At 39.7% G+C, this 15026-nt stretch carries 14 protein-coding genes and 1 pseudogene; 7 read left to right on the top strand and 8 right to left on the bottom strand.

The annotated features are described in order from the left end of the window. Positions 1 to 68: 68 nt before the first annotated feature. From H5115_RS04445 to H5115_RS04415, 7 genes and pseudogenes are all read left to right on the top strand, one after another. Positions 69 to 731 (top strand): annotated as a pseudogene (locus H5115_RS04445) (peroxiredoxin-like family protein). 178 nt (positions 732 to 909) lie between these two features. Then, positions 910 to 1926: an erythrose-4-phosphate dehydrogenase gene (epd, locus tag H5115_RS04440; protein ID WP_002961528.1), complete on the top strand. Its 1017-nt coding sequence runs from the start codon at positions 910 to 912 to the stop codon at positions 1924 to 1926. 64 nt (positions 1927 to 1990) lie between these two features. Beyond that, complete coding sequence (locus tag H5115_RS04435; RefSeq protein WP_182753848.1) at positions 1991 to 3166, top strand: phosphoglycerate kinase; 1176 nt, start codon at positions 1991 to 1993, stop codon at positions 3164 to 3166. A gap of 201 nt (positions 3167 to 3367) precedes the next feature. Further along, on the top strand, positions 3368 to 4432 hold the full coding sequence (fba, locus tag H5115_RS04430; protein WP_002961523.1) for a class II fructose-bisphosphate aldolase: 1065 nt from the start codon (positions 3368 to 3370) through the stop codon (positions 4430 to 4432). 725 nt (positions 4433 to 5157) lie between these two features. Continuing rightward, positions 5158 to 5847: a phosphate regulon transcriptional regulator PhoB gene (gene phoB, locus H5115_RS04425; protein WP_006791869.1), complete on the top strand. Its 690-nt coding sequence runs from the start codon at positions 5158 to 5160 to the stop codon at positions 5845 to 5847. A gap of 65 nt (positions 5848 to 5912) precedes the next feature. Further along, the gene (gene phoR / locus H5115_RS04420) at positions 5913 to 7220 is read left to right on the top strand and encodes a phosphate regulon sensor histidine kinase PhoR (RefSeq protein ID WP_002962688.1); all 1308 of its coding nucleotides are present in this window, start codon (positions 5913 to 5915) and stop codon (positions 7218 to 7220) included. Positions 7221 to 7335: 115 nt separating this feature from the next. Beyond that, complete coding sequence (locus tag H5115_RS04415) at positions 7336 to 8304, top strand: PstS family phosphate ABC transporter substrate-binding protein (RefSeq protein ID WP_182753846.1); 969 nt, start codon at positions 7336 to 7338, stop codon at positions 8302 to 8304. Between the two features lie 233 nt (positions 8305 to 8537). On the opposite strand, the gene H5115_RS04410 is transcribed toward H5115_RS04415, so the two are convergent. The 8 genes from H5115_RS04410 to sfsA all read right to left on the bottom strand — a co-directional run bounded on the left by H5115_RS04410 (position 8538) and on the right by sfsA (position 14966). Then, positions 8538 to 8774, bottom strand: coding sequence for a hypothetical protein (locus H5115_RS04410; RefSeq protein ID WP_182753844.1), 237 nt, complete (start codon positions 8772 to 8774; stop codon positions 8538 to 8540). 33 nt (positions 8775 to 8807) lie between these two features. Continuing rightward, on the bottom strand, positions 8808 to 9656 hold the full coding sequence (panC, locus tag H5115_RS04405) for a pantoate--beta-alanine ligase (RefSeq protein ID WP_138489570.1): 849 nt from the start codon (positions 9654 to 9656) through the stop codon (positions 8808 to 8810). Further along, positions 9656 to 10450: a 3-methyl-2-oxobutanoate hydroxymethyltransferase gene (gene panB, locus H5115_RS04400; protein WP_182753842.1), complete on the bottom strand. Its 795-nt coding sequence runs from the start codon at positions 10448 to 10450 to the stop codon at positions 9656 to 9658. Before panB ends, panC begins: the two co-directional genes overlap by 1 nt. A gap of 30 nt (positions 10451 to 10480) precedes the next feature. Then, positions 10481 to 10966, bottom strand: coding sequence for a 2-amino-4-hydroxy-6-hydroxymethyldihydropteridine diphosphokinase (folK, locus tag H5115_RS04395; protein ID WP_002962677.1), 486 nt, complete (start codon positions 10964 to 10966; stop codon positions 10481 to 10483). Between the two features lie 4 nt (positions 10967 to 10970). Continuing rightward, the gene (pcnB, locus tag H5115_RS04390; RefSeq protein WP_206013271.1) at positions 10971 to 12452 is read right to left on the bottom strand and encodes a polynucleotide adenylyltransferase PcnB; all 1482 of its coding nucleotides are present in this window, start codon (positions 12450 to 12452) and stop codon (positions 10971 to 10973) included. A gap of 78 nt (positions 12453 to 12530) precedes the next feature. Continuing rightward, entirely contained in the window at positions 12531 to 13475 is a 945-nt protein-coding gene (gluQRS, locus tag H5115_RS04385; protein ID WP_182753840.1) for a tRNA glutamyl-Q(34) synthetase GluQRS, read from the bottom strand. A gap of 20 nt (positions 13476 to 13495) precedes the next feature. Further along, positions 13496 to 13939 carry an RNA polymerase-binding protein DksA gene (dksA, locus tag H5115_RS04380; RefSeq protein WP_149594063.1) on the bottom strand — a complete coding sequence of 148 codons (444 nt, stop codon included), beginning with the start codon at positions 13937 to 13939 and terminating at the stop codon, positions 13496 to 13498. A gap of 307 nt (positions 13940 to 14246) precedes the next feature. Beyond that, positions 14247 to 14966, bottom strand: coding sequence for a DNA/RNA nuclease SfsA (sfsA, locus tag H5115_RS04375; protein WP_182673946.1), 720 nt, complete (start codon positions 14964 to 14966; stop codon positions 14247 to 14249). Positions 14967 to 15026 lie beyond the last annotated feature (60 nt).

The following is a 15026-nucleotide window of genomic DNA, read 5'->3' as shown; positions in this document are numbered from 1 at the left end:
CATTTCAAATACATTTTCATAATGTAAGCTGGCTTTAAGTTTTTGATTAATTTGAAGGTAGCCATATTATGAGCGATGAAACCAACACGTTAAAAGCACAAACTGAGGCAAAAGTAGCAGCAGGGCGCAAAGGTAATCCTGATTTTATTAAAGGTGTTGATGAAACGATTGCATAAGCAAAAGCGTTTCAACAAGGTGCTAATGCACTTGATTTAAACCAAATTGCACCAAGTTTTGAGTTACCAAATCAACATGGTCAATCGGTGCAGTTAACTGAGTTACTTGCTAAAGGGCCTGTGGTTGTTACTTTTTATCGAGGTAGTTGGTGTCCGTACTGTAATTTACAACTGAAAGCACTGCAGTCACGTTTACCTGAAATTCATGCTTTAGGTGCGCAGCTGGTGGCTATTAGCCCGCAAGTACCCGATGGCTCAATGAGCGAAAGCGATATAATTAACATGGATTTTTTAGTGCTGAGTGATCAAAATGCCGATGTAGCAGCAAGCTACGGAGTAGCATGGCAAGTACCCACATTTTTACTCGAGCATATGCGAGTAGACCGAGGCCTAGATTTAGAGTCGGTGAACAATGGCAATAGTAGTGTTTTACCGATCCCTGCCACCTTTGTTTTAGATAAACAAGGTAAAGTGACTTGGCGGTATGTTGATGTTGATTATCGTACTCGTTCTGAGCCAGAAGATATAATTAACGCTTTGAAAAATTTAGTATAAAAAACTTAATTTAAAAAGTCAGACCCCTCGAAGAGCTTGCAATGCCTAAGCTCTTTGCTCTTAATTTAAAGTTTCTAATGCTTCCCTCTTATAATCAGATGCAAGGTCGATTACAATACAGACATCTAAAAGGCGTATTGCCTTTATCTGCACGCTAAAAGAGTGGATTTTATATTTCATGGCAATCAAACTTGCAATTAATGGTTTTGGTCGTATTGGTCGAAATATTGTCCGCGCGTTATACGAGTCTGGTTTGAGCGACGATATAAAAATTGTTGCGATTAACGAACTTGCTGATCCTGAAGCTATTGCTCATTTATTAAAATACGACACATCCCACGGTCGTTTTTCTTTTCCTGTAAAACTTGGTGAAGACACCATTAGTGTTGCAGGCGATACCATTGCACTTTTTTGTGAAGAAAACCCAATTGAATTACCTTGGCAAACGCTCGATGTAGACGTTGTACTTGAATGTACGGGTGTTTATCACTCGCGTGAACATGCGCAGTTACATATTACCGCAGGCGCTAAAAAGGTGTTGTTTTCGCATCCGGCCGATAACGATGTTGATGCTACGATTGTGTATGGCATTAACGACGATGAGCTTAAAAGCGAGCACACAATTGTTTCTAACGGATCGTGTACAACTAACTGTGTTGTGCCGGTTATTAAAGTATTAGATGATGCATTTGGTATTGAGTCAGGTGCTATTACAACGATTCATGCGTCGATGAACGATCAACAAGTGATTGATGGTTATCATCATGATTTACGCCGTACTCGCGCTGCAAGCCAATCAATTATTCCAGTTGATACAAAGCTCGCTCGTGGTATAGACCGTATTTTACCTAAATTTAAAGGCCGTTTTGAAGCCATCGCCGTACGTGTACCTACTATAAATGTCACGGCAATGGATTTAAGTGTAACGGTTAATACCGATGTAGATTTAAATGCAGTAAATAATGCACTTAAAGCACAAGCAAAAGACCGCTTAGAAGGTATTTTAAGTTATACCGAAGAGCCGCTTGTATCGGTTGATTTTAATCACGACCCACATTCTTGTATTATTGATGGCACACAAACACGTGTTAGTCACAAACGACTGATAAAGTTATTAGTATGGTGTGATAACGAATGGGGTTTTGCTAATCGTATGCTCGACACAGCGCGTGCTATGATGGCAGTGAATAAGTAATTTATTAATATAATAATTTTAAACGTATTTTTCAGGTTCAGTATCGTTAACTAAGGAGATGTTCATGTCGGTCATAAAAATGGCAGATTTAGATTTAAACGGCAAACGCGTATTAATTCGTGAAGATTTAAATGTACCAGTTAAAGCAGGTAAAGTGACGTCAGATGCGCGTATTCGTGCAGCACTACCTACTATTAAACTAGCCCTTGAAAAAGGCGCTAAAGTAATGGTTATGTCACACCTTGGCCGTCCTACGGAAGGGGAATACGATGAAGCGTTTTCGCTTGCACCTGTAGCTAATTACTTAAATGATGCCCTAGAGCAAACTGTACGTTTAGAAAAAGATTACCTAAACGGTGCTGATATTGCTGATAACGAAGTGGTTGTTTTTGAAAATGTGCGCTTTAACAAAGGCGAGAAGAAAAACGACGAAGCGTTATCTAAGCAACTAGCTGCACTGTGTGATGTATATGTAATGGATGCATTTGGTACGGCTCACCGTGCACAAGCATCTACCCATGGCGTTGGCTTATTTGCCGATGTTGCATGTGCAGGTCCGCTGTTATCGGCTGAGCTCGAAGCGTTAGGCAAAGCACTTGATAATCCAGCTCGTCCATTAGTGGCGATTGTTGGTGGTTCTAAAGTATCTACTAAGCTCACCGTTTTAGATTCACTTTCTAAAATTGTTGACCAATTAGTTACCGGCGGCGGTATTGCAAATACCTTTATTGCTGCATCAGGTAGCCCCGTTGGTAAGTCGCTTTACGAACCTGATTTAATGGATGAAGCGAATCGTTTATGTGCAGCAGCGATTGCTAATAATGGTGAAATTCCGGTACCGACTGACGTAGTGGTTGGTAATGAGTTTTCTGAATCTGCTGTAGCTACGCTTAAAGATGTAAGCGAAGTAACAAGCAATGATATGATTTTTGATATTGGCCCTGATACAGCGAGCAAGCTTGCAAAAATTATTGCAAATGCAGGCACTGTTGTATGGAATGGCCCTGTTGGCGTGTTCGAGTTTGACCAGTTTGGTAATGGTACTCGTGCTATTGCACAAGCAATTGCTAACTCAAATGCGTTTTCAATCGCCGGTGGTGGTGATACCTTAGCCGCAATCGATAAATACGGCATTGCCGATAAAGTATCTTATATTTCTACTGGTGGTGGTGCGTTCTTAGAGTTTTTAGAAGGCAAAATACTTCCAGCAGTTGAAATGCTAGAGTCGCGCGCTAAGTAATTTTAGTGGCGTAAGGTGAGGGGGTAATAGCCCTCACCGACAATTAATTACTAAATACCTCTCACCCTAATTTAGTCGTTAATTTAGACGGAATATTACTGCAAAGCAGTGGTTTTTCGTGGCGTTGTTATAACGCCAAACTAACACATCCGTTCAAACTAGATGGTAGGGAACTACTGTCGATAAATTGGAGAATACCCAATGGCTTTAATCAGTATGCGACAACTTTTAGATCATGCAGCAGAGCATGGTTACGGCGTACCTGCTTTTAATGTTAACAATCAAGAGCAAATGCGCGCAATAATGGAAGCGGCTGACAAAACAAACAGCCCAGTAATCGTTCAGGGATCAGCTGGTGCACGTGCTTATGCTGGTGCTCCATTTATTCGTCATATGATTTTAGCAGCCGTTGAAGAATGGCCACATATCCCAGTTGTAATGCATCAAGATCACGGCACATCGCCAGGTGTGTGTCAGCGTTCAATTCAGCTTGGTTTTTCATCAGTAATGATGGATGGCTCGTTAATGAGCGACGGAAAAACCCCTTCAAGCTACGAATACAATGTAGAAGTAACGCGCGAAACTGTTGCTATGGCGCATGCCTGTGGCGTATCGGTTGAAGGCGAGCTAGGTGTACTTGGTTCACTTGAAACAGGTGAAGCTGGCGAAGAAGATGGCGTTGGCGCAGAAGGGTTATTAACAACTGATCAAATGCTAACAGACCCTGAAGAAGCGGCTGATTTTGTAAATAAAACACACGTTGATGCACTTGCAATTGCTTGCGGTACTTCACACGGTGCTTATAAATTTACTCGCCCACCAACAGATGACATTTTAGCGATTGATCGCATTAAAGCGATTCATGCCCGTATTCCTAACACGCACTTAGTGATGCATGGCTCATCTTCAGTTCCTCAAGAATGGTTAGAAATTATTAATCAGTACGGTGGCGAAATTCCAGAAACTTATGGTGTGCCAGTTGAGCAGATTGTTGAAGGCATTAAGTTTGGTGTTCGCAAGGTAAATATTGATACCGATTTGCGTTTAGCATCTACCGGTGCAATTCGCCGTCATATGGCGCTTAACCCATCTAACTTTGATCCACGTAAATACCTAGCTGAAGCTACAAAAGCAATGACAGAGATTTGCGTTGCACGCTATAACTCGTTTGGTACTTCTGGTCAGGCTAGTAAAATTAAGCCAATTTCACTTGATGAAATGCACCTTAAATACTTAAGCGGCGAACTAGACCCTAAAATTAGATAATAGATCAATTTATAATTGATCATTTAAGCCAGTAACTTTGTTACTGGCTTTTTTAATGTCAGCCCTTTTTATATTACAGATTACGGTTTTTTGATCAGATCACTGCATTACCAACGCGGAATTTTGGGATCACGCATTTACTAACACAGCCTTTTTCGGATCATTACTTTACTAAGCCAAATACACTTTAATGCTATATATAGGTTCTGAGATAATTTGATCGTTATTTATTTGTATAAACAATCAACAACTTATGGCTTTGACTAGGTACAACTCTGATCTGAGGGTTGATCGGCTTGGTAAAAATCTGATCCTTTATTTGGAGCTTAGTAAAATTTAGATCTATTTTTGAGCGTATTGTTTGTTACACAGGCGGGTTTGTTGATTTTAAAAGGGCTTTAAAGCTACTTTTAAACGATCGATCTGTAAAAATGTCTTGGTTAGTAAAACAATGATCCCAGCTAGTTTAATATTGTTTAGTGGTTTAAATAGCGATACAAAAAAGATAATTTTAAAAAGTTAGCTATTACATAAATTTATCGTAAATCTCTTTTTATTACGTTAAATATTAAAAAGGTTTTAAAAATATGACGTTAATGAGGTTTTTTGTCACTAATTTGTGTTTTTTTTACCACCATTTTAATTTACACGTTACACTTTCATAAAAATGTCATACTTAGTCATAATAATGAAAACTAATTCGATAGCGTAAGAGATAAATTGGAATGTCACGTAAAGTACTAGTCGTAGATGACGAAGCTCCTATCAGGGAGATGTTGGTTTTTGTTTTAGAGCAAAATGGATTTCAAGCAATTGAAGCAGAAGATTACGACTCTGCTATTGCAGCTATGGTTGAACCTTACCCAGATATGGTTTTACTTGATTGGATGTTACCAGGTGGAAGCGGTATTCAAATTGCTAAAAAGTTTAAGCAAAACGAACACACCCGCCAAATCCCAATTATTATGCTTACAGCTCGCGGCGAAGAAGAAGACAAAGTACGCGGCCTTGAAGTAGGTGCAGATGATTACGTCACCAAGCCGTTTTCTCCTAAAGAGCTTATGGCACGTATTAAAGCGGTTATTCGCCGTGTATCGCCAACCTCATTAGAAGAAGCTATTGAAGTACATGGCCTGCGTTTAGACCCTATTTCTCATCGTGTTACCTCAGAAGGTAACGAGCTTGATATGGGGCCAACCGAATTTAGATTACTGCACTTTTTTATGACTCACCCAGAGCGTGTTTATAGCCGTGAACAACTGCTTGATCATGTGTGGGGAACTAACGTTTACGTAGAAGATCGCACTGTTGATGTTCACATTCGTCGCCTGCGTAAAGCAATTGGCCCACTTGGACATGACCGTTTGGTGCAAACAGTACGTGGCGCTGGGTATCGTTTTTCAAGTAAGCTGTGATCAGCTTAAAGCTTAGCTAATGTGTAAAATACGCATGTATTACTACTCTAAGGTAAAGTGAGTGTATGTATCGAGTTGTTAATAAGCAGGCGTTAGTAAAGCGCCTGTTTATCTATTTTTTACCCTTACTATTAATTGGTGTGCTGGTTGGCGCGCCATTTTTGCTTTTATTTTTAGGATCTTTTTCCCTCCTTATTTGGCACTACCATCAACTTTATCGTTTGAGCGATTGGCTACTTAATCAACGCAGCTTTAATCCGCCAGAGGGTGAGGGTGCATGGGAGCAAGTGTTCGAAGGTATTTATCATCTCCAGCATCGTAATCGTAAAAAACGTAATGAGCTTGCAGATTTAATTCGTCGCTTTCGCGATGGGGCTGAAGCGGTACCTGATGCGGTTGTGGTATTACAAAACGATTTAAGTATTGTGTGGTGTAATCAATTAGCCCTTAAAGTGCTTGGTTTGCAGTGGCCTACCGATCATGGTCAGCGCCTTGATAATTTAATTCGCGAACCTAAGTTTGCTAAATACATGCACAAAGGCGAATTTGACGATGCGCTTGAGCTGGATAACGGTCACAGTATTGAGCAGGTGCTGGAGTTTAGGGTAATGCCATATGCAAGTACGCAACTTATGGTTGTGGTACGTGATGTAACGCGCTTAAAACAGCTTGAACAGATGCGTAAAGACTTTGTAGCGAATGTGTCGCATGAACTACGTACACCGCTTACAGTGGTTACAGGGTATCTTGAGATGATGGATGGCGACATGATGCCGCCGCCAGCAATGTGGAACAAAGCGCAAAATACTATGCTTGAACAATGCAAGCGCATGGATAGCTTAGTCAGCCAATTACTATCGCTTTCGCGTATTGAAGGTGCTCGTCGCCAAGACAACGATAAAGCTATAAATGTGCCGCAATTACTTGGTTATATTCACACTGAAGCAAACTCAATTAATCAAGACAAAGGCCACGAACTTATTTTTGATATTGATAAAACCCTTGATATTAAAGGCTCTGAGGATGAACTGCGTAGTGCGTTTTCTAATTTAGTATTCAACGCGATTCATTACACAAAACCAGGCGGTAAAGTAGAAGTATGCTGGCAGCGCAAAAACAATAAAGCGTGTTTTAGTGTTACCGATAATGGTGATGGTATTGCGCCTGAGCATATTAACCGATTAACTGAGCGTTTTTATCGTGTAGATAAAGCTCGCAGTAGAACAACAGGTGGCTCAGGCTTAGGGCTCGCTATAACAAAACATGTGTTAACTCGCCATGATAGTAAATTAAATATTCGCAGTGAAGTTAACAAAGGATCATGTTTTTCTTTTGAATTTTCAATAGATAAAATAGTTTCGCTGACTAAATAATTAAGCTAATAGGTCAAGTCATAAAAGTGTCATTTAAGAGTAATGTAACTGTCATGTACTCACATTAGAGTGGGCAGCAGTTAGAAAATGGAACGAACAAACCGGAGAACTCTACATGAAATTTAAAAACTTAGTTGCCGCAATGGGTGTGGCTGTTACAACTTTCGTATCTGCACAAGCAGTTGCTCTAGACCAAAATATTCCTGAGTATCAAAAAATTAGTGGTGTTTCAGGCAACTTTTCATCAGTAGGTTCTGACACTTTAGCCAACATGATGACGTTTTGGGCTGAAGAGTACAAACGTATTTACCCAAATGTAAATATTCAGATTCAAGCAGCAGGTTCTTCTACTGCTCCACCGGCACTTACCGAAGGTACAGCTAACCTAGGTCCAATGAGCCGTAAAATGAAATCTAAAGAAATCGAAGCATTCGAAAAACGTTACGGTTATAAGCCAACTGAAGTTCGCGTAGCTATTGATGCACTTGCTGTATTTGTACATAAAGATAACCCAATTGAAGGTCTTCGTATTGACCAAGTAGATGCTATCTTTTCATCTACTCGAAAATGTGGCGCACCAGAGCAAGTTAACCGCTGGAGCGATGTTGGTCTAACAGGTGATTGGTCAGCTAAAGATGTGCAACTTTACGGACGCAACTCAGTATCAGGTACGTATGGTTACTTTAAAAAGAAAGCACTTTGTAAAGGTGATTTCCGTAATAACGTAAATGAGCAACCGGGTTCTGCATCAGTAGTACAGTCAATTTCATCTTCATTAAATGCAATTGGTTACTCAGGTATAGGTTATAAAACATCGGGCGTCCGTACAGTACCGCTAGCTAAAAAAGGCGATAACTTTGTTGATGCAACACTTGATAACGTTGCACAAGGCAAATATCCATTATCTCGCTTTTTATACCTTTATGTGAATAAGCACCCAAACAAGCCGTTGTCTCCAATGGAAGCGCAATTCTTAAAAATGGTACTTTCAAAAGATGGTCAGCAAATTGTAGAAAAAGATGGTTATGTACCACTTTCTGCAAAGCTAGTAGAAACAGAACTTAAGAAGCTTGGTTTGAACTAATACCAATTGCATTAAATTAGTGAGTTATTATAGCGATAAGAAAATAGCGCAATAACAAGGCTAAAATTATGATACATAGTTGTTCTATATAAATAATTTTTAACGTAGTTAGTGAGTTATTTAATACGCTAGGATGGTCATGTTTTTAATAAAATTGGTATGATAAACTATAAGCAATAAAAAACCGCTCATTGAGCGGTTTTTTTGTGCCTAAAACTAAAAACTTTTAGGAATTAAATATTACCTAATTTTTCGGCTTGTGCTTTACATTGATTATAGCTCTCAACACACTTTGCAGAGCATACTTGTTGCTTTAAGCCCTCAGCAGTTGTTTGCTGTTCACAACTACTTTCACACTGGTAGTTTTGTTGAGCACACTGATTCATTTCAGGGTTTTCAACTTGGTTTTGACAACCTGCCAATAGTGCAAAAGTAAGGGCGACTACGCTTGTTTTTATTAAAGTGTGCATGCTTCTTATCCTTAAAATGGAGTCGCAATAATATTAAATTTCGACTTGGATATTGTCGATCAATCTAACACCACCAAAATAGGCTGCGGCTAAAATAACAAATTGAGTATCTTCGATTGTAGCAGTTTTTAATGTATCTCGTTGAGCAATCTCAAAATAGTCTGGTTTTAGGCCTGCTTGCTCTAAACTTTGTTTAGCTAAGCTTTCAAGTTTTACAAAGTCTTTCTCGCCACTTTTAAGTTGCTCAGCGCACGTATTAAGGGCTTTAAATAATACGGTTGCAGTCGCTTTTTGATCATCAGATAAGTAACCATTACGTGAGCTCATAGCAAGGCCAGAAACTTCTCGCATTGTAGGTACACCAATAACTTCAACCGGAATTGATAAGTCGCGTGCCATAGTTTTGATTACTTGTAATTGCTGAAAATCTTTTTCACCAAAGCAGGCGTAATCTGGTTGCACTAAGTTAAATAACTTAGTCACGATTGTTGCAACGCCTCTAAAGTGACCTGGACGTGAGCCGCCGCAATAGCCTAATGAAATGTCAGGCACATCTACAAAGCTTTGTGCACCTAGTCCGTTAGGATAGATTGTTTCTACGCTTGGGGTAAATACAATATCAGTGCCTAATTCAGCAAGGCCTTGTTTGTCTTCGTTTAGCGTACGAGGATAGTTATCTAAATCTTCGTTAGCACCAAATTGCATTGGATTTACAAAAATACTTACAACGACTTTGTCGGCCAAGTTTTTTGCTTTCTCTACTAGCGAAAAATGCCCACGGTGCAAGTTGCCCATTGTTGGCACAAGTGCCACGCTAAGACCTGCTTGGCGCCATGCTTTAATTTGACTACGTAACGATCTGATTTCAGTTATTGATTGCATTATTTAAACTCATGTTCAGCGCTTGGAAATGCGCCACTTTTAACATCTGTACAATATTTTTGAACGGCTTCAGGCATATTGCCTGTTTCGAGCAAAAAGTTTTTAGAAAATTTAGGAATGTAACCTGCCGAAATACCAACCAGGTCATGCATTACAAGTATTTGGCCGTCAGTTAAGCTGCCTGCACCAATACCAATAGTTGGGATACTTAGAGCTTCTGTAATGCGTTTTGCCAGTGCACTTGGAATACACTCAAGTACTAATAATTGCGCTCCAGCAGCTTCAAGTGCTTTTGCGTCATCAATCATTTTTTGTGCTTTATCTTCTTCGCGACCTTGTATTTTAAAGCCACCAAATACATGTACTGACTGTGGTGTAAGGCCTAAATGCCCGCAAACTGGAATACCTTGTTGAGTGAGTGTTTTAATGCTCTCGTAAAGCCACTCTCCGCCTTCAAGTTTAATCATGTTTGCGCCAGCGCGCATAAGCTCAGCTGCATTTTTACAGGTATCACTAACGCTTGAGTAGGTCATAAAAGGTAAGTCAGCAATTACAAATAATTCGCGGCTACCAGCGCGTACACAGCGGGTATGATATGCAATATCTTGATTTGTTACGCCAAGGGTGTCATCGCCGCCTTGTAGTACCATGCCCAATGAGTCGCCCACTAAAATAACTTCAACGCCGTTATCATGAAATAACTTTGCAAAACTAGCGTCGTAGGCTGTTAATGCAGTAATTTTGTTATTTTCTGCTTTCATTTTATTTAAAGTAGAAACGGTTATTTTAGACATAATATCCTCGCAGGCAAAAGCCTAGGTTAATTACAGAGGTAATTGTTGTAAGTCGTTGAGCGGTAAGTTATTTGCAATGGTTTTTAATGCAATGCCGCTAGGTAAAATAAGTTCAGGTGCAAGCTCTAATAGTGGGTAAACCACAAACTCGCGATCACTCAAACCATAATGAGGCACGGTTAAGCGCGCCGTATTTATAATTTGATCATCAAATAATAGGGTATCGATATCAAGTGTGCGTGGACCCCAACGCTCAGCTTTTCTTACTCGACCATGCTCAAGCTCAATACTTTGTGTTAAATCAAGTAATTGCTCTGGATCAAGGGTCGTTTTAATACAGGCTACGGCATTGATATAGTCTGGTTGATCTTGTGGGCCCATAGGCTTACTTGCATAGTAATGCGATACGTTTACAAATTCACAATTAGGCAGCTTTTTAAGCGCAATTATCGCGTTATCAAGCTGCTCTTTTGGTGAGTTTAGGTTGGCACCTAAACCCAAATAAACACAATGCATGTTATTACTCAGTTGGCTTTTTAGTAGGGCGACGGCGCTTTCGCGGCTTAGGACCACCTTGATGACCTAAGCTTTTAACCATCTCTTTTTGGCCGTTTATATCTTTACTTAAGTATTGTGTCCACCACTGAGCAAGCTCTGTATGCTGAGTTTCGCCTGCATCTACGCGTAATAATAAAAAGTCGTAAGCGGCTTTAAAGCGAGGCTGTTGCGTTAGCCTGTATGCACGTTGGCCAGCACGTTTATCTAAGCGGTGCTGAATATGCCAAATATCGCGAGCACCTAAAGTAAAGCGCTTAGGAACAGCTATATGCTGTGAATTATCGCTTAGTACTTTATTCATTGCTTGTGCGAAAGCATCGTATTCAGATAGTTGCTCTTGGCTTTGAATTTTTTTAGTGCGCTCAAGCAGTGGGAACCAAAGTAGGGCAGCAAAAATAAACGCCGGTGTTACTTTTTTATCGGCATTAATACGCTTGTCGGTATTTTGAAACATTTGCTGAATAAGCGTGTGCTCTAAGCCACTTGGGTTTTTATCTAAAATTTTATCAAGTTCAGGAAAAAGTGAGCGGAATAAGCCGTATTTACGCAGCATTAAAAAGTTAGCTTCGGCCTTGCCGTTTAAAAATAGCTTAAGAATTTCTTCAAATAAACGTGCTGGCGGAATGTTGTCAAGCAAGCTTGCAAGCTCGCTAATTGGCTTTTCACTTTTAGGCGCAATGCTCATATCAAGCTTAGTGGCAAAACGTACTGCACGTAACATACGAACAGGGTCTTCGCGGTAACGCGTTTCAGGGTCGCCAATAAGCTCGATTTGTTTAGCTTTAATTGCCGCTAAACCGTTAGCGTAGTCGTGAATACTAAAATCTTTAATTGAGTAATAAAGTGCGTTGATTGAAAAGTCGCGGCGCTCTGCATCTTCTTCAATACTGCCAAATACGTTATCACGTAGTAATTGACCTTCATTGCTTGATTGGCTTATTTGATTTTTGTCTTCTTGCGCTTCGTGGTGGCCACGCATTGTTGCCACTTCGATAATTTCACGGCCAAATACAATGTGTGCTAGACGAAAGCGACGACCTATCAGGCGACAGTTTCTAAATAGTTTTTTTACCTGATCTGGAGTTGCATTAGTAACTACGTCAAAATCTTTTGGCTGTTGGCCTAACAATATATCGCGAATACAACCACCAACAAGGTAGGCATCGTAGCCACCGTCTTTTAAGCGGTATAATACTTTGATTGCATTTGGGCTAAATTGTTTGCGAGAAATACCATGCTCACCACGAGTGACAACAATAGGTTCACTGCTTACAGAAGCGCTTTGTGCACTTGTATTCGGGCCGATTATTTGTCGGCAAAATTGAAAAAGCTTGGAAATAATAGTCTGTCTCCTAGAAGGTGTGATTGACTCTGCATCGCAATCAAAAGTTACAGCAAATAGGGCGGTTATAACCCAGTACAAGCTGTTTGACGTAATTAGCATATATTTAGGCGGCTATCATATACCAGCAGGGTTTAAAAATTAAGTTGATGTGTTGAAATTAAGCCGTTTTTAGCTATTTTATTTACTTAAATGTGTAAATTGGACTTTCTGGCTATGTGGATGTTGAGAAATTTGTATTTCGGATACTTGGGGGACCTGTTTTAAGCTAAAGTTTTTAATTCCCCAATCGATTAATTGTTCTATATTTAAGTCGCTTAAATCAGCTATAACAGGTAGCCCTAAAAATTCAAAAGCGCTAATTAAAGCAGGCTTTGGATTTTGCTTACAAATGGCGGGGGCATAATTTTGTTTAGATAGTTTAAAACCGGGTTTGGCAACCGCTAAAGGTAAATGAGCAAATTCAGGTACAGGGCTGTCGAGTTGTTTAAACAAACTAATTTGCCGTGCTGTTGGTTCAATTAAATCTGCGCCTCTTACGATTCGATTAATCTTTTGATCAATATCATCGACGACTACAACAAGTTGATATGCAAATAAACCGTCACTGCGTTTAATTAAGTAATCTTCGTGGGATAATGCACTATTTACCGATATATCACCTTGAATTAAATCACTAAATTGGGTCGTTGGATGTTGCTGAACTAAACGAAGTGCGCCGGATTGAGTATGATGATTAAGTGCTTTGCAATGCCCCTGATAAATACCGCCAATGGCCTTTATTTGCTTGCGAGTACAGGTACAACCATAAACAAGATTTTGCTCTAAAAGTGATTGGGTAATATCTTGATATAAAGACAGACGCTGCGTTTGATATACAACAGGTTCATCCCAGTAAAGGGCGTAGGCTTGTAAGGTATTTAGAATATCGGAGTCGGCGTTTTTAACCACGCGCGTAGTGTCAATGTCTTCTATACGAACTAACCATTTTCCTTGGTTAGCTTTTGCATCTAGGTAGCTACCCACAGCCGCTACAAGTGAGCCAAAATGTAATGGCCCAGAAGGAGACGGTGCAAAACGACCGCGATATTTACGCATAGGCGCAGTAACGGCTGTAGGAGACATAACTAACTAATAAGTTTTAATTAGCCGCGTCCAGATTGCTTTTCTTTGATTTCTGCAAGTGTTTTACAGTCTACGCATAAATCGGCAGTAGGACGTGCTTCTAAGCGACGTATGCCAATTTCGATGCCACAAGACTCACAAAAGCCAAAATCATCTTCTTTAATCAAATTAATTGTTTTTTCAATTTTTTTGATTAATTTACGTTCGCGATCACGAGTACGAAGTTCTAAAGAGAATTCTTCTTCTTGTGCAGCGCGGTCAACTGGGTCAGGAAAGTTAGCAGCTTCGTCTTGCATGTGCGATTTAGTACGATCAACTTCGTTACGTAAATCGTTACGCCAAGTCTCTAAAATTGCTCTAAAATGAGCACGTTGTGCTTCATTCATGTACTCTTCGCCTGGTTTTTCTTGATATGGTTCTAAACCGGCTTGAGCCAATAAACCATGTTTCTTTTGGTCTGGCATAACTCTCTCCTAAATCCTTAATTTAATGCCTCAGCATTAGCCGGCGGTATAAATAACAGAATCTTATACCCTAGGCAAATTTATTTTTAATTAATCGAATTAGCTTCAACCATGCTTACTGAGTAAAAAGTGTATTAATAGTTTATTTACACTTTTAATTAATTCACATATTCGCTTTCTAAAACTTGCCTTGTTATATGGGCAAAAGCTTTAAAAACAAGTTAATTTTTATAATTCACTTTTTACCACTTTCTATAATTAGAGTACTTTGTAAATTACGCTTAGTTCAATCCCTTGGTTTATTACACTATTCTATAAATGCTATTCTTTTATGAAGTAAGACTCCATTAGCTGAAATTTTGGCTTTGTATGCTAATACTTCAACACCGGCTATTATTGCTTGGCTTAATAACGTGGCGTATTTTTTATCAATATGCGCAGCTGCACTTACGGTATTTATTCCTTCATGTAAAACGGCGAACAGTAATACTGCTCGGTGGCCTTGTTCGATCATTTCTATTAGTTCGCGAATATGTTTTTGCCCGCGCAGTGTTTGCGCATCAGGAAAGTAGCCTTGCCCGCTTTGTGGTGCATCTTCGCTTAATAATGTGACTGATTTAACTTCTACATAGCAATCGGGCTTATTTTCGTCTGTGAGTAAAAAGTCGATACGACTGTTTTCGCTGCCGTACTTAACTTCGCTTTGCAATTGACTGTAATTAAGTAGCTCACTTATCACATTATTGTTTATTGCCTCTTCTACTACTTTATTAGCCACCGCTGTATTTACACAAATAAGCTGCGATAAGTTATTTTGCGTAAGCTCTAATGAATGCGGGTATTTTCGTTTTGTGTTATCGCTCGTTGAATAAAAAGCAGTAAAGCCTGGCTCAGCGCATCCCGTCATTTTACCTGTATTTGCACAGTGGGCGGTAAATTCGCTGCCATCACTTAATTGTAAATCAGCTAAAAAGCGTTTATAGCGCTTTAATAATATGGCCGGTTGCAGCGTTGGCGTGTACTTCATAATAACTTCCAAAGCGTAAACACTGCTCAGCAGTGTGATTTATGTTATTTATCTCAAGCT

This window comes from Pseudoalteromonas sp. SR44-2, assembly GCF_014163745.1.
In the GTDB taxonomy this organism is placed as follows: Bacteria; Pseudomonadota; Gammaproteobacteria; order Enterobacterales; family Alteromonadaceae; genus Pseudoalteromonas; species Pseudoalteromonas distincta.
This window is presented reverse-complemented; position numbering and strand designations above follow the sequence as displayed.